Here is a 14,435-nt window from a genome sequence, read left to right as displayed (position 1 = left end):
TTTACAAGGCCCGGGCGATCACCAGGCGCTGGATGTCGCTGGTGCCTTCGTAGATCTGGCACACGCGCACGTCGCGATAAATGCGTTCCACCGGAAAATCCTTCAGATAGCCGTACCCGCCCAAGGTCTGGATGGCAGACGAACACACCTTTTCGGCCATCTCGGAGGCGAACAGCTTGGCCATGGACGCCTCCGTCAGCGCGGGCCTGCCGGCTTCGCGCAGCGCCGCCGCGTGCAGCACCATCTGGCGCGCCGCATGGATCTGCGTCGCCATGTCGGCCAGGCGGAACGCGACCGCCTGATGCTCCATGATGGGTTTGCCGAAGGCCTGGCGGTCGCGCGCATAGTCGCGCGCGCACTCGTAGGCCGCGCGCGCCATGCCCACGGACTGGGAAGCGATGCCGATGCGTCCGCCCTCCAGGTTGGACAGGGCGATCTTGTAGCCCTCGCCCTCCGCGCCCAGCCGGTAGGCGGCCGGGATACGCATGTCCTCGAACGCGATCTGGCAGGTGTCCGAGGCGTGCTGGCCCAGCTTGTCCTCGACCCGCAGCACCTTGTAGCCCGGCGTATCGGTGGGCACGATGAACGCCGAGATGCCGCGCTTGCCGGCCTCGGGGTCGGTCACGGCGAACACGATCACGACCTGGCCGCTGCGCCCGGACGTGATGAATTGCTTGGCGCCATTCAGGATGTAGCCGTCGCCATCGCGCCGCGCCCGCGTGTGCAGGCTGCTGGCGTCCGAACCGGCCTGCGGCTCGGTCAGCGCGAATCCGCCGATATGCTCGCCCGTTGCCAGCGGACGCAGGAACTGCTCTTTCTGCGCGTCGGTGCCGAACTTCAGGATGGGCATGCAGGCAACCGAATTGTGCACGCTCATGATGGTGGAGCAGGCGCCGTTGCCAGCCGCGATTTCCTCCAGCGCGACCGCATACGAGATATAGCCGCTGTCGTTGCCGTCCCAAGCTTCGGGCACCAGCATGCCGAAAAAGCCCAGCTGCGCCATTTCGGCAATGGCGTCGGCCGGATAGTGATGGTCGCGGTCCCAGGCCTCCGAATTGGGAGCCAGGCGCTCCTGCGCGAAGCGGCGCGCCATTTCCTGGACGCTGAGCTGTTCTTCGGTCAATAGCATGGTGGTGTCTCCTGATGCGTGGCGGCCGGACGCCGCCGGCTCTGATCTGCAAAGCCGGCCCCGCTACGCGCGGCCCGGCATGCTTGCCAGAATACACCGTGGCCGCAGGGGCCGCGGCCGGCGGCGCGCGCCTCGCCGGCTTGCATGCATAATGGCAACAGCACCGGCCCGGCCTCCCCTTGGAGCAACGGGCCGGACGTCCATATGCCCACGCTTCCCGGAGACGCCGTGCTGGATCCGATACTTGCAGAACTGTCGACCACCCTGCCAGAGGCCAAGTCCGTCGAACAGCTGACGCGCCCGCTGCTGGACATGTTGGGCGCGGTGACCGGACTGGAGTCCACCTATCTCACGGCCATCGACCTGAAGGCGGATCTCCAGCACATCCGCTACGCGCGCAACGCCGGACAACTGCAAATACCCGAAGGCCTGTCCGTGCCCTGGGACGACACGCTGTGCAAGCGCGCGCTGGACGAAGGACGCATGTGCACCAGCGATGTCTCGAACTGCTGGCCGGATTCCGACGCGGCCCGGCAACTGGGCATACAGACCTATCTGAGCGCCCCGGTGCGCACCGACGACGGCGTGCTGTTCGGCACCCTGTGCGCCGCCAGCGCCACGCGGCACCGGATCGAGCCGCAGGCGGAATCGGTGCTGAAGCTGTTCTCCAGCGTGATCGCCCGCTTCCTGGAACGCGAAATGCTGGTGGAGCAGCTGCACGCCGCCAACGTGCAACTCATGTCTTACGCGCTGACCGATACGCTGACCGGCCTGCCCAACCGCCGCGCGCTCTACGAAGCGCTGGACCGCCTGCAGGCGCGCGCCCTGCGCGAAGGCGGCAGCGTGCTGGTCGGCGTGATCGACCTGGACGGCTTCAAGGGCATCAACGACGTGTACGGCCACCAGCAAGGCGACGTGTTCCTGCAGGAAGTGTCGCGCCGCGTCTCCGCGGCCCTGCGCGGCTCGGATATGCTGGGGCGCATCGGCGGCGATGAGTTCGTGCTGATCGGGCCAGGCCCGGCCCTGGCCTCCGACAGCGGCCCGCATGGCGTGCAAGCGCCGCGCGGCGATGCCGAGGAAGCGGCCCGTTCCCTGGAAGAGCGCGCCACCGCCGCCACCGTGGGGCGCTACCAGCTTGGCGAAGAAACCGTCCCGTACGAAGGCGCCAGCGTCGGCGTGGTGGCGCTGGACCCACGCGGGCTGGACGCGGAAGCCGCCGTGCGCTTGGCCGACGCCCGCATGTATGAAGTCAAGCGCGCGCGCAAGGCGGCGCGCGTCATTCACTAGCGCAAGAAGAGCGCCCCTATTCAGGCTGCCGCGGGCGCTACCGCAGCGCCTTCAATGCCGTGGCGGCGCAGCGCGTTTGCAACGAAGCCGCTGGCCTTCATCTCTTCGACGAACCCCGACAGTACTTCCATGGCTTCGGCGCCGCGGCTCTTGGGCGCGCCCATGGCCTGGCGTATGGTCATGAAGCTGCCGGGCAACAAGCGCAAGCCCTGCAACCGCCTGGCGTCCGCCTCCAGCTGCTGCAGCACGCCCGCGGCCACGTCCGTGCCCTCGGCCAAAAAAGTATCGACCACGGTCGGCGAAGTGGGCGCGCGCGTAATGGCCGCCCGCTTCAGTTCACGGCTCAGGTACAGGTCGTACGCGCTACCCCGCCCGACGGTGACGCGGTGTCCCTCGCGGTCGACCTCGTCCAAAGCGCGTAGCGCAGACTCGTCACGCACCAGGTAAGCGCCCTGGATCAGGACATAGGCGTCGGTAAAGGCAATGCCGGCCGCGCGCAACGGGTCGATGGCAAAGAAACCGATGTCCGCATCTTCCCGCGTGACGGTTTCCACGGAAGCGCCCGCGCTATCCAGCACGACCAGGTCCAGCGGCACGCCCAGCCTTTCGGCGAAGGCACGCGCCAGATCCACGGACACGCCGGCCGACGCGCCGGCGGCGTCGCGCCCCGCCAGGATGGGATTGCCCAGGTTGATGGATGCCCGCAGCCGGCCGGTTGGCGCGAAGGCGGAAATAATCTTCGTGTTCAGATTCATAGGTTTGTGCAGGTTGGGGAAATCATGAACCATGGTGGCTGAAGCCGCCGCAGCAGAGGTCGATGCGCGTCGGTTCCAGCGTGTCGCCGAACCAGGCGTTCAGCGCCGCGCGTCGTTCGCCGACATAGGCCGGCTGCCCGTCCGTGCCGAGCTTCATGCCCAGGTCATGGCCCGGCACCAGCAGCGTCCCGGGCGTCTTGCGCCACAGCTCCCAGATGCGGGCCAGCGTGGCGCGGCTGGCGTCCATGTCGGCGGTATCGTTGACCGTGCCCGACAGCAGTTCGGCCCGGTTCTTCGCGGCATCGCCAGTGAACAGAACCGTTTGCCGGCCATCGTCGACGTAGAACAGCAAGTGGCCCGGCGTGTGTCCCGGCGACGCAATCGCGCGCAGGTACGGCAGGAATTCGTCGCCATCGCGTATGCGCCGGACGCGCTCAGACGATGCCAGTTCGCGCACGTAGAGCTCCGGCAGCGGATTGAATCCGGGTGGCTGGGCGGCCGCCCAGGCCAGCTCCAGCTCACCGATCCAGACGGTGGCGTTGGGAAACAGCGTGAAGTTGACGGCGTGATCGTAGTGGGCGTGCGTCAACACCACGTCGGTGACGTCGGCCGCGGCTACGCCGCAGCGGCTCAAGTGCTGGCCCAGCAGATGGCGCACACCGAACGCGCCCACGTCCACCAGTATGTTGCGCCCGCCCCCGCGCAACAACGTAGTGGTACTCCAGCCCAGCCCGCCATGGCACAGCGAGCGCCCTGGATAGCCTTGTATCAATACCTCGATGTGGTACATGGCTTACTCCGCCTGCACATGCGCATCCGCGATCAGCTTGCGGTAGCGCTGCAGGTCTTCCTGGATCAGGCGCGCGAATTCCTGCGGCGTGCCCGCGACGATCTCGTTGCCGCCTTCGGTCTGGAGCTTCTGGATCACGTCGGGCTCCCGGGCGGCCTTGACCACCTCTTCATGCAAGCGCGACAGGATCTTGGGATCGGTGCCAGCCGGCGCCAGCAAACCCTGGAACTGCGTGACCACGAAATCCTTGTAGCCCAGTTCTTCCATCGTCGGGATATCGGGCAGGCCTTGTGCGCGGTTCGGTCCCGACACCGCATACCCGCGCAGCTTGCCGGAGCGCAGATGCGGCGTGGCCGTCACCACCGTGTCGAACGTGAAGCTGAGCTGGCCGCCTAGCACGTCGGTCAAGGCCTGGGCATTGCCCTTATAGGGAATATGTGTGAGCTGGGTCTGCGTCATGACCGCCAGCAGTTCGCCCGCCAGGTGTCCGCCCGCCCCCACGCCCGCGGAGCCGTAGCTTGTCTGGCCCGGCTTGGCCCGCGCCGCCGCGATCAGGTCATCCACGCTGTGTATCAGCGACTGCCGCGGCACAACCAGCACGTACTGGTAGCTGGTGATCTGGCTGATCGGGGCCAGGTCGGCCACCGGATCGTAGGGCGTCTTCTTGTACAGCGAGGGGTTCACCACCAGCGGCCCGCTCGCATCCAGCAGCAAGGTGTAGCCGTCGGGCGCGGCCTTGGCGACAAAATCGGTGCCTATCATGCCGTTGGCGCCGGGCTTGTTCTCCACGACGAAGGTTGCGCCCATGCTGACCGACAGCTTTTGCGCGATTACGCGGGCGGTAATGTCCGCCGCGCCACCGGCGACGTAGGGCACGATCACGCGCACCGGCTTGCTGGGATAGTCCGAGGCCAGCGCTGCGCCAGCCGCCATCATACCCAGCACGCCCGCCATCATTGCCATGGCCATGGCTTTGTACTTCATGTCCGTCTCCAAAATACCGCTGCCCGTCCGCCTCAGGCGGGCAGGGAATCCGCATGGCGGCGCAACAACGCCAGCACGTCCGCGTCCAGTGCAATGCCCTGCTTCTTCTGGCGCGCCATCTTGGCCAGTTCGATCTCGCCGGGCTGGATCACCGGCCGCGCGGGATCGGCCGGCACGCTGCCGTGCAGGATCTGCGCAAAGTCGGCCATACGCTGGGCCAGCCACTGCGTCGAACCCAACTTGCGGGTGTCGATCAGCAGGAAAAAATGGCCGAGGTTCTGCGGCTGGTCGGGCGCATCCACCCATGACTTCACATGCGTCAGATAGGCCGCGTTCGACAGCAGCCCGGCGAACAGGTCGACCATCAGGGCCAGGCCGTAGCCCTTGTGCCCGCCGATGGGAAGCAGAAAACCGTCAAGCGCATCCTTGGGACTGGTCGTCGGCCGCCCGGCCGCGTCCGTGGCCCAGGTGTCGGGAATCTCCTGCCCGGCTTTCAGGGCGTTGCGGATCTTGGCACGCGCCACCACGCTCATCGCCATGTCCAGCAGAAAGTGCGCGCCCTCCGGATTGGGCACGGCGAAGCCGATCGGACTGTTGCCGACCCGGGCGTCGGTGCCGCCCCACGGCGCGATGGTGGTGGTGGCGTTGCTGCCGATGATGCTGGCATAGCCGGCTTGCGCCGCGATCAGGCCATAGGGCGAAATGGGGCCGAAATGGTTGCTCTGGCGGGCGAACGCCATGCCCACCCCGCACTCGCTGGCGGCCTTCATGGCGGCGCGCAGGGCGTGCATGCCGACCAGCGGCCCGACGCCGTTGTCGCCGTCGACCAGGCACAGGCCAGGCGCGGGGCGCTCGACCTGAATCCGGGCGCGCGGATTGATGCCGCCCACCTGCAAGCGCTCGCCGTACGATTCGATGCGGCTCAGGCCATGGGTGGACAGGCCGAACAAGTCCGCCAACACCAGTACCTGGACGACATCGGCGGCGTCCCGGGCAGGCAGCCCCAGGCTTTCGAACGCGCGTACGCCGAGCTGGGTCAGTTCCTCTTCGGCGATAAGAATCGGGTCTTGCTTTTGGCTACTCATGGCAGTGCATCTCGGATTGGAATGGAGCTACGTGAAAATGGATCATTCGGCGGACAGGCGGGCGCTGCGCACCACCTGCCCCCAGCGCTTCTCTTCGGCGTCGATGAAGGCGGCAAATTCGGCCGGTCCCGCGCCGGACGCCTCGCTCGCGTCGTGGGCCAGGCGTTCGCGCACGGAATCGGTCTGCAGCGCCTTGAGCGCGGCCTGGTGCAGACGCTCGATGACGGGGGCCGGCGTGCCCGCGGGCGCCAGCAGGCCGAACCACTGCGAGCTTTCAAAGCCCGGATAGCCCTGCTCCGCCACCGTGGGCACATCGGGGAGCACGGGCAGGCGCCGTTCCGACCCCACCGCCACGATGCGGATCTTGCCGGCCTGGGCGTGCGGCAACAGTCCGGGCGTGCCGGCCGCCGCGGCGTCGATGTTGCCCGCCAGCAGATCGGTCACCTGCGCGCCCGTACCCTTGTAGGGCACGTGCACCACGTCGATACCGGTTGCCGTCTTGAGCATCTCGAACGCCAGATGGCCCGCGCTGCCGTTGCCGGCCGACCCGTAGTTCAAGGCGCCCGGCCGGGCCCGCGCCAATGCCACGAACTCGGGCAGCGTCGACGCCTGGACCTTGCCGCCCACGGCAAACACCATGGGCAGCTTCGCCAGTAGCACGATGGGCGCGAAGTCGCGACGCGGGTCATACGGCAGCTTGGCCACCATGGACGGATTCACGGCCAGCGTGCCCACATGGCCCAGGATGAGGGTGTAGCCGTCGGGAGCGGCGCGCGCCGCTTCCACCGTGGCGATCATCCCCTGCCCGCCGCCCTTGTTTTCCACGATGACCTGCTTGCCCAGGTCGCGCGACATCTCCACGGCCACCGCTCGCGCCACCACGTCCGAACTGCCGCCGGGACCGTAGGGCACCAGCAGGCGGATCGGACGTTGCGGCCAGTCCCCGCTATCGGCGCGGGAGACCGGCGCCAGAAACGCCATCAAGGGCACGCAGGCCAGTGCAAGGGCGAATTGCCGGCGTAGGCAGCGGACGCGAATCATGAGGTTGTCTCCTGGTATGTGCCGCGCTCGGGGCGGCTTGGGAGACATGATGCGCAGCACGCACAATAGAGTAAAGTGCAAAAATTAGATCAATTCTTGACGAAAACGCATGAAATTCGATTTGGCCGATTTGCGCGCCTTCCTTGCGGTCGCCGACCTGGGCAGTTTCCGCGCCGCCTCTGAAGCCCTGCATCTTTCTCAATCCGCCCTGTCACGACGCGCGGACAAGCTGGAAGCTGCGCTAGGCGTGCAGTTGCTGACGCGTACCACCCGCAAGGTCGAACTGACGACCATAGGCCGCGGCTTCGTGCCGCGCGCGCGCAATGTGCTCAACGAACTGGAAAGCGCCCTGGTCGGCATACAGGACGTGGCCGAACGCCTATCCGGCCTGGTCACCATTGCTTGCGTGCCTTCCGCGGTCGCCTACTTCCTGCCCGGCGTGATCCGCAGCTACCACGAACAATACCCGCGCATACGCATCCGGATCATCGATGAATCCTCGTCGCAGATATTGACCGCGGTCGCGCGCGGCGATGCCGATTTCGGCCTGACCTACATAGGCGCGAACGACGCGGACATCGAATTCAAGCCCTTGCTCGAAGAGCCCTTCGTGGCCGCGGTCAGCCGCCAGCATCCTTTCGCAAAAAAAGATTCGGTCACCTGGGCAGACCTGGACACCCATCCCTACATCAGCCTGGCCCAGGGCAGCGGCAACCGCTTCCTGATAGATCAGGCACTTGCGCACAGCGGCGTTCGGCCCCGCCATTTCTGCGAAGTCCAGCACGTGCCGGCGCTGGTCAGCATGGTCGAGGCCGGCCTAGGCGTGGGCGTCGTGCCGCGGCTGGCCATGCCGGCTGGCGAACACGCCGACCTGGTGAGCGTGCCTCTGCGCGAGCCGGCCGTCACGCGGACCATCGGATTGATTCATAGCCGGGGCAAGGCGATCAATCCGGTTGCCAAGCTGTTCTATGACCTGCTGGCGGCGCAGGTCGGTGCGCGGCAGGATGCCTGAACGGACGCCGAATAACGATCCAGCCGACTGTTCGTGAAAGGTACACCTGGAATGAAAAAAGCGCCGCGGGAAAGCGGCGCTTTGTCCGGGAAGTGCCGCCCGCTTACCTCACCTTGCCTTGCTTCCACGCATCCAGCAGCTTCTCATAGGCGATCGTCTCGCCCTTGGGCTTTTCGTTGGCCAGCTTCTTCCACGGTGCGTGCTGGTCCGACAGCCACTTGCTGGGGTCGCTCTTGGGGTTGAGCTTGGGCGCGCACTGCGCCATCCCGGCCCGTTCCAGGCGCGCCATGACCTGGTCCATTTCATTGGCCAGGTTGTCCATGGCCGCCTGCGGGGTCTTTTCGCCCGTGACCGCGGTGGCGACGTTCTTCCACCACAGCTGCGCCAGCTTGGGATAGTCAGGCACGTTGGTGCCGGTGGGCGTCCACGCCACGCGCGCCGGGCTGCGGTAGAACTCGATCAGGCCGCCATAGTTGGCCGCGTTCTTGGTGAAGAACTCGCTGTTGATGTCGCTGTCGCGGATGAAGGTCAGCCCGGTGATGGACTTCTTCAGCGACACCGACTTGGAGGTGACGAACTGCGCGTACAGCCAGGCCGCGGCCATCTTGTCCGGGTTGGTGGACTTGAAGAAAGTCCATGAGCCCACGTCCTGGTAGCCGTTCTGCATGCCGTCCTTCCAGTACGGCCCGTAGGGCGACGGGGCCATGCGCCACTTCGGCGTGCCATCATCGTTGACGACCGGCAGGCCCTTCTTGGTCATGTCGGCGGTAAAGGCCGTGTACCAGAAGATCTGCTGGGCGATCTGGCCCTGGGCGGGTACCGGACCGGATTCCGAGAAAGTCATGCCCATGGCCTGCTGCGGCGCGTACTTCTTCATCCAGTCCACGTACTTGGTCAGGGCGTAGACGGCGGCCGGGCTGTTGGTGGCGCCGCCGCGCGAGACCGACGCGCCCACCGGCGTGCACTTGTCGTCGGCCACGCGGATGCCCCACTCGTCCACCGGCATGCCGTTGGGCAACCCCTTGTCAGCAGCGCCGGCCATGGACAGCCACGCATCGGTGAAGCGCCAGCCCAGCGACGGGTCCTTCTTGCCGTAGTCCATGTGGCCGTAGACCTTCTTGCCGTCCAGTTCCTTGACGTCGTTGGAGAAGAAGTCGGCAATGTCCTCGTAGGCGGACCAGTTGGTGGGCACGCCCAGCTCGTAGCCGTACTTGGCCTTGAATTTGTCCTTCAGGTCCTGGCGCGCGAACCAGTCGGCCCGGAACCAGTAGACGTTGGCGAACTGCTGGTCGGGCAGTTGATAGAGCTTGCCGTCGGGCGCGGTGGTGAACTTGGTGCCGATGAAATCCTTGATGTCCAGGTTGGGGTTGGTCCATTCCTTGCCGGCACCGGCCATGTAGTCGGACAACGGCAGGATGGCGCCGTAGCGGTAGTGCGTGCCGATCAGGTCGGAATCCGAAATCCAGCCGTCGTAGATGGACTTGCCGGACTGCATCGAGGTCTGCAGCTTCTCGACCACGTCGCCTTCCTGGATCAGGTCATGGTTGACCTTGATGCCGGTGATCTCGGCAAAGGCCCGGGCCAGCGTCTTGGACTCGTACTCGTGCGTGGTGATGGTTTCGGACACCACGCTGATTTCGTTCACCCCTTTGGCTTTGAGCTTGGCGGCGGCGTCGATGAACCATTTCATCTCGGCCATCTGCTGGTCCTTGGACAGCGATGAAGGCTGGAACTCCGAATCGACCCACTTCTTCGCTTCCGGTTCGCCGGCCCAGGCCGCCGAAGTCCCGATCAGGGCGATGGCGGCTGCCATGGCGTGCATGCGCAATTTCATGACCTGTCTCCTCGATAAATCTTCCCCATCGTTTGCTGCGGACCGCTGGCCGGGGAAGACGCTGGCCGATAGTCCTTACCAACCGCTTGAATACACGAGGGGTCTGGCGCCCCTCTTCAACCTTTCCTCATGACGAATGCCAGCAGCAGCATGGACGCAATGAAGCTGATCCACACCGAGGGCGGCGCGTCCAGTGAAAACCATTCCACCGCCTTCTGGCCGAATCCCAGGAACGCCAGGTTGAGCCAGGCGGCGGCCATCAGGCCGATGAAGAGGCGGTCGCCGCGGGTGGTGCGCAGGGGCAGGAAGCCCTTGCGTTCCGCCGTGGGCGATTTCAGTTCCCATACCGTCATGCCGACCAGCATCAGGACGATGCAGGAAAAGAACACGGCGACGGGAGTGGTCCATACCATCCAGCTGAACATGAGCGCGCTCTCCTGGTATCCCTTGCCTCTACACCCGGCCCATCGCGAAGCCCTTCGCGATGTAGTGCCGCACGAACCAGATGACAATGCCGCCCGGCACGATGGTCAGCACGCCCGCCGCGGCCAGCACGCCCCAGTCCATGCCGGAAGCCGACACGGTGCGGGTCATGGTGGCGACGATGGGCTTGGCGTTGACCGAGGTCAGCGTGCGCGCCAGCAGCAGCTCCACCCAGCTGAACATGAAGCAGAAGAACGCCGCCACGCCCACGCCCGATTTGATCAGCGGCAGGAAGATGGTCAGGAAAAATCGCGGGAAGGAATAGCCGTCGACATAGGCGGTCTCGTCGATCTCGCGCGGCACGCCGGACATGAAGCCCTCCAGGATCCAGACCGCCAGCGGTACGTTGAACACCAGGTGCGCCAGGGCGACGGCCAGGTGCGTGTCCATCAGGCCGAAGGAGCTGTAGAGCTGGAAGAACGGCAGCAGGAACACCGCGGGCGGCGTCATGCGGTTGGTCAGCAGCCAGAAGAACACATGCTTGTCGCCGATGAAGCGGTAGCGCGAAAAGGCGTAGGCCGCCGGCAGCGCCACGGCCAGCGAGATCACCGTGTTGATGACCACGTAGATCAGCGAATTGATGTAGCCCGAGTACCAGGCCGGGTCGGTGAAGATGGTGCGGTAGTGTTCGAAGGTGAAGTCGCGCGGCCACAGCGTCAAGGTGCTGACGATCTCGGTATTCGTCTTGAACGACATGTTCAGCATCCAGTACAGCGGCAGGATGGCGAAGATCAGGTACAGGGTCAAGAAGACGCTGCGCCAGCGGGAATTTTTCTCACGCATTTGCACGCTCCTCGTCGAAGCCGCCGGTGGTGCCGGCGCGTTGCATCCAGTTGTAGAGGATGAAGCATAAGAGCAGGATGATGAGGAAATAGATGATGGAGAACGCCGCCGCCGGCCCCAGGTCGAACTGGCCCACCGCCTTCTGCGTCAGGTACTGCGACAGGAAGGTGGTGGCGTTGCCCGGCCCGCCGCCCGTCAGCACGAAGGGCTCGGTGTAGATCATGAAGCTGTCCATGAAGCGCAGCAGCACCGCGATCATGAGCACGCCGCGCATCTTGGGCAGCTGGATATAGCGGAACACCGCCAGGCGCGAAGCGCCATCGATACGGGCGGCCTGGTAGTAGGCGTCGGGGATGGCGCGCAGGCCCGCGTAGCACAGCAGCGCCACCAGCGGCGTCCAGTGCCAGACGTCCATGACCAGCACCGTGACCCAGGCGTCGACATCGTTGCCGGTGTAGTTGTAATCCACCCCCAGCCAGGACAGCGTCGCGCCCAGCAAGCCGATGTCGGTGCGCCCGAACACCTGCCAGATGGTGCCCACCACGTTCCACGGGATCAGCAGCGACAGCGCGATGATCACCAGCACCGCGGACGCGCGCCAGCCGCTGGCCGGCATGGACAGGGCCAGCAGGATGCCCAGCGGGATCTCGATGGCCAGCACGGCCAGCGAAAAGCCGATCTGGCGGAACAGCGCGCCATGCAGCTCTTCGTCCTGCAGCACGGCGGCGTACCACTCGGTGCCGACGAAGACGCGGCGCTCGGGCGAAATGATGTCCTGCACCGAGTAGTTGACGATGGTCATCAGCGGCAGGATGGCGGAAAACGCCACGCACAGCACCACGGGCAGGACCAGGAACCAGGCCCGGTGATCGATGGGTTTCATGGGATCAGCTCCTCGTCGCGGTAAAAGCAGGTGTGCGGATTCAGCACCGACAGCCAGACCGTGCCGCCCGCGGCGGCCGGGACGATGTTGCTGCCCAGCCGGGCCCGCACCGGCGTGCCCTCGAAGTCCGCCACCAGCAGCGTGTACGTGCCCACGTCCTGCACCCGCTCCACGCGCATGGCCACGGCGCCGGGCGCGCCCGCTTCGGTGATGCGCAAGTATTCCGGCCGCACGCCCAGCTTCACGGGACCCGCGCCCTCCAGCTTTGCCGCCATCTCCGCCGGCAAGCCGACGACACGGCTCTGGCCCACTTCCAGCCCGCCGTCGCGCCATTGCGCCGGCAGGAAGTTCATGCCCGGCGAGCCGATGAAATGGCCCACGAAGGTATGCGCCGGCCGCTGGAACAGGTCGTCCGCGCTGCCGACCTGCACGGCCCGGCCGCGCGCCATCACCATGACTTCGTCGGCGAAGGTCAGCGCCTCGGTCTGATCGTGCGTCACGTAGATCAGCGTCAGCTTGAACTCGTGGTGGATTTCCTTGAGCTTGCGGCGCAACTCCCATTTGAGCTGCGGGTCGATGACGGTCAGTGGCTCGTCGAACAGGATGGCCGACACGTCGCTGCGCACCAGTCCCCGCCCCAGCGAAATCTTCTGCTTGGCGTCGGCCGTCAAGCCGCTGGCGCGCCGGTCCAGCACATTCGACATTTCCAGCATCTCCGCGATGCGGCCGACACGCTCGCGGATCTGGCCGGACGCCATGCCGCGGTTGCGCAGCGGAAACGCCAGATTTTCGGCCACGGTCATGGTGTCGTAGACCACGGGGAACTGGAACACCTGGGCGATGTTGCGCGCCTGCGGCGTCTTGTCCGTGACGTCCTGGCCGTCGAACAGGATGCGCCCGTGCGACGGCCGCAGCAGGCCCGACACGCAATTGAGCAGCGTGGTCTTGCCGCAGCCGGACGGCCCCAGCAAGGCGTAGGCCCCGCCGTCCTTGAAGGTGAAGGCCAGCGGCAGCAGCGCGTAGTCCTCGTCGGTCTTGGGGTCCGCCACGTAGGAATGGGACAGGTCCAGCTCGATCTGCGCCATCAGGCCGTCTCCCCCGCGCCTGCCGGCTGCCCTGGCGCCGCCAGCAGCGCGCCGCCCGCGCCGAAGGCATAGGTCTGCGCCGGGTCGAAATAGAACTGCACGCGGTGGTCCAGCGTATAGCGATGGACGCCTGGCAATTGCGCCACCACGTCGCCCGCCGCCGTCCGCGCGTGCACGAAGGTGTCGGACCCGGATATCTCGGCCAGCTTCACCACCCCGGGCAGGACCACATGGCCCGGCCGCGGTTCCACGTCCAGGGCCCCGGCGCGCAGGCCGGCGGTAATGTCGGTATCGGCGCCTTGCGGCAGCGCCCGCTCCACCGCCAGATCCCCCTGCAGCACGAAGCCGGACGCCGTGCGGCGCGCGGCAAACAGGTTCATGGGCGGATCGCTGAAGGCGCGGGCCACGCGTATGGAGTTGGGGCGGTGGAAGACCTCGGCCGTGGGCCCGTATTGCAGCAGTTCGCCCGCGTCCAGCACCGCGGTGTGGCCGCCCAGCAACAGGGCCTCGCCCGGTTCGGTGGTGGCGTAGACCACCGTGGAGCGCCCTTCGGCGAACAATTCGGAAAGTTCGTCGCGCAATTCCTCGCGCAACTTGTAGTCCAGGTTGACCAGGGGTTCGTCCAGCAGGATGAGCGGCGCCTCCTTGGCCAGGGCCCGGGCCAGCGCCACCCGCTGCTGCTGTCCGCCGGACAGCTCCGAGGGATAGCGCTCCAGCAGATGGTCGATGTGCAGCCGCGCCGCCATGGCGCGGACTTTTACGCCGATGTCCGCCGCGCCGCGCAGCTTGAGCGGCGAGGCGATATTGTCGTAGACCGACATGGAGGGGTAGTTGATGAACTGCTGGTAGACCATGGCGACGTTGCGCTGGCGCACCGGCACGCCGGTCACGTCGGCGCCGTCGACCAGCACGCGGCCTTCGGTGGGCCGGTCCAGCCCGGCCATGATGCGCATCAGCGAGGTCTTGCCCGCCAGGGTGGCCCCCAGCAATACCGTCATGGCGCCCTCGACCGGGGCCAGGCTCATGGGATACAGGTGCGTCTGCGAGCCGGCCCGCAAACCTACCCTGTCCAAGTTCAGCTGCATCTGGTCTCCTCTACCTACTTATATGTCCCTGTTTTTACGGCGGACTTCGGTATTCGGTACAGCGGCTCGGCCTGCATTCAAGCGAACAACAGGATGAGCATACTCTTTCAGATAGCTTTCGTTTTTTGTGCGTTTTACCCAAGAAGCGAACAAAAAACAATCTTGCAGCGCGGCAATATTTTTCGCTTTTGTTGTTTTA

Annotated in this window: 14 protein-coding genes; 2 read left to right on the top strand and 12 right to left on the bottom strand. The window is 65.9% G+C overall.

What is annotated here, in order from left to right; genetic code table 11:
- Position 1 precedes the first annotated feature (1 nt).
- The gene (locus FOC84_RS28095; protein WP_173148055.1) at positions 2 to 1,129 is read right to left on the bottom strand and encodes an acyl-CoA dehydrogenase family protein; all 1,128 of its coding nucleotides are present in this window, start codon (positions 1,127 to 1,129) and stop codon (positions 2 to 4) included.
- Positions 1,130 to 1,333: 204 nt separating this feature from the next.
- Here FOC84_RS28095 and FOC84_RS28090 point away from each other — a divergent pair, with 204 nt between their 5' ends.
- Positions 1,334 to 2,416, top strand: a complete 1,083-nt coding sequence (locus tag FOC84_RS28090; RefSeq protein ID WP_173148053.1) for a sensor domain-containing diguanylate cyclase — start codon at positions 1,334 to 1,336, stop codon at positions 2,414 to 2,416.
- Positions 2,417 to 2,436: 20 nt separating this feature from the next.
- On the opposite strand, the gene FOC84_RS28085 is transcribed toward FOC84_RS28090, so the two are convergent.
- From FOC84_RS28085 to FOC84_RS28065, 5 genes are read right to left on the bottom strand one after another with little or no spacing between them, the layout of a single operon-like run.
- On the bottom strand, positions 2,437 to 3,171 hold the full coding sequence (locus FOC84_RS28085) for a transporter substrate-binding domain-containing protein (protein WP_173148051.1): 735 nt from the start codon (positions 3,169 to 3,171) through the stop codon (positions 2,437 to 2,439).
- Positions 3,172 to 3,193: 22 nt separating this feature from the next.
- A complete protein-coding gene (locus FOC84_RS28080) occupies positions 3,194 to 3,961 on the bottom strand; it encodes an MBL fold metallo-hydrolase (protein WP_173148049.1) in 768 nt (255 codons plus the stop codon).
- A 3-nt stretch (positions 3,962 to 3,964) separates the two neighbouring features.
- On the bottom strand, positions 3,965 to 4,945 hold the full coding sequence (locus FOC84_RS28075; RefSeq protein ID WP_173148046.1) for a Bug family tripartite tricarboxylate transporter substrate binding protein: 981 nt from the start codon (positions 4,943 to 4,945) through the stop codon (positions 3,965 to 3,967).
- 32 nt (positions 4,946 to 4,977) lie between these two features.
- A complete protein-coding gene (locus FOC84_RS28070) occupies positions 4,978 to 6,030 on the bottom strand; it encodes an Ldh family oxidoreductase (RefSeq protein WP_173148044.1) in 1,053 nt (350 codons plus the stop codon).
- Positions 6,031 to 6,072: 42 nt separating this feature from the next.
- Positions 6,073 to 7,071: a Bug family tripartite tricarboxylate transporter substrate binding protein gene (locus tag FOC84_RS28065; protein ID WP_173148042.1), complete on the bottom strand. Its 999-nt coding sequence runs from the start codon at positions 7,069 to 7,071 to the stop codon at positions 6,073 to 6,075.
- Between the two features lie 109 nt (positions 7,072 to 7,180).
- On the opposite strand from FOC84_RS28065, the gene FOC84_RS28060 reads away from it, so the two are divergent.
- Complete coding sequence (locus FOC84_RS28060) at positions 7,181 to 8,083, top strand: LysR family transcriptional regulator (protein WP_173148040.1); 903 nt, start codon at positions 7,181 to 7,183, stop codon at positions 8,081 to 8,083.
- Between the two features lie 103 nt (positions 8,084 to 8,186).
- Here FOC84_RS28060 and FOC84_RS28055 read toward each other — a convergent pair whose 3' ends face one another.
- The 6 genes from FOC84_RS28055 to FOC84_RS28030 all read right to left on the bottom strand — a co-directional run bounded on the left by FOC84_RS28055 (position 8,187) and on the right by FOC84_RS28030 (position 14,236).
- Positions 8,187 to 9,917, bottom strand: a complete 1,731-nt coding sequence (locus tag FOC84_RS28055) for an ABC transporter substrate-binding protein (RefSeq protein WP_173148038.1) — start codon at positions 9,915 to 9,917, stop codon at positions 8,187 to 8,189.
- Between the two features lie 116 nt (positions 9,918 to 10,033).
- Entirely contained in the window at positions 10,034 to 10,342 is a 309-nt protein-coding gene (locus tag FOC84_RS28050) for a DUF2160 domain-containing protein (RefSeq protein WP_173148036.1), read from the bottom strand.
- A gap of 28 nt (positions 10,343 to 10,370) precedes the next feature.
- Positions 10,371 to 11,183 carry a carbohydrate ABC transporter permease gene (locus tag FOC84_RS28045; protein WP_173148034.1) on the bottom strand — a complete coding sequence of 271 codons (813 nt, stop codon included), beginning with the start codon at positions 11,181 to 11,183 and terminating at the stop codon, positions 10,371 to 10,373.
- On the bottom strand, positions 11,176 to 12,066 hold the full coding sequence (locus FOC84_RS28040; RefSeq protein WP_088140849.1) for a carbohydrate ABC transporter permease: 891 nt from the start codon (positions 12,064 to 12,066) through the stop codon (positions 11,176 to 11,178). Before FOC84_RS28040 ends, FOC84_RS28045 begins: the two co-directional genes overlap by 8 nt.
- Positions 12,063 to 13,151 (bottom strand): ABC transporter ATP-binding protein, encoded by a 1,089-nt coding sequence (locus tag FOC84_RS28035; protein WP_173148032.1) that lies wholly within the window; start codon positions 13,149 to 13,151, stop codon positions 12,063 to 12,065. The genes FOC84_RS28040 and FOC84_RS28035 overlap by 4 nt, the downstream gene beginning before the upstream one ends.
- On the bottom strand, positions 13,151 to 14,236 hold the full coding sequence (locus tag FOC84_RS28030) for an ABC transporter ATP-binding protein (RefSeq protein ID WP_173148030.1): 1,086 nt from the start codon (positions 14,234 to 14,236) through the stop codon (positions 13,151 to 13,153). The genes FOC84_RS28035 and FOC84_RS28030 overlap by 1 nt, the downstream gene beginning before the upstream one ends.
- Between the last annotated feature and the right edge of the window lie 199 nt (positions 14,237 to 14,435).

The sequence above is a fragment of the Achromobacter pestifer genome (assembly GCF_013267355.1).
GTDB classification, from domain to species: domain Bacteria; phylum Pseudomonadota; class Gammaproteobacteria; order Burkholderiales; family Burkholderiaceae_B; genus Achromobacter; species Achromobacter pestifer_A.
The sequence above is the reverse complement of the archived record's forward strand: the minus strand, read 5'-3'. Positions and strand labels throughout refer to the sequence as shown.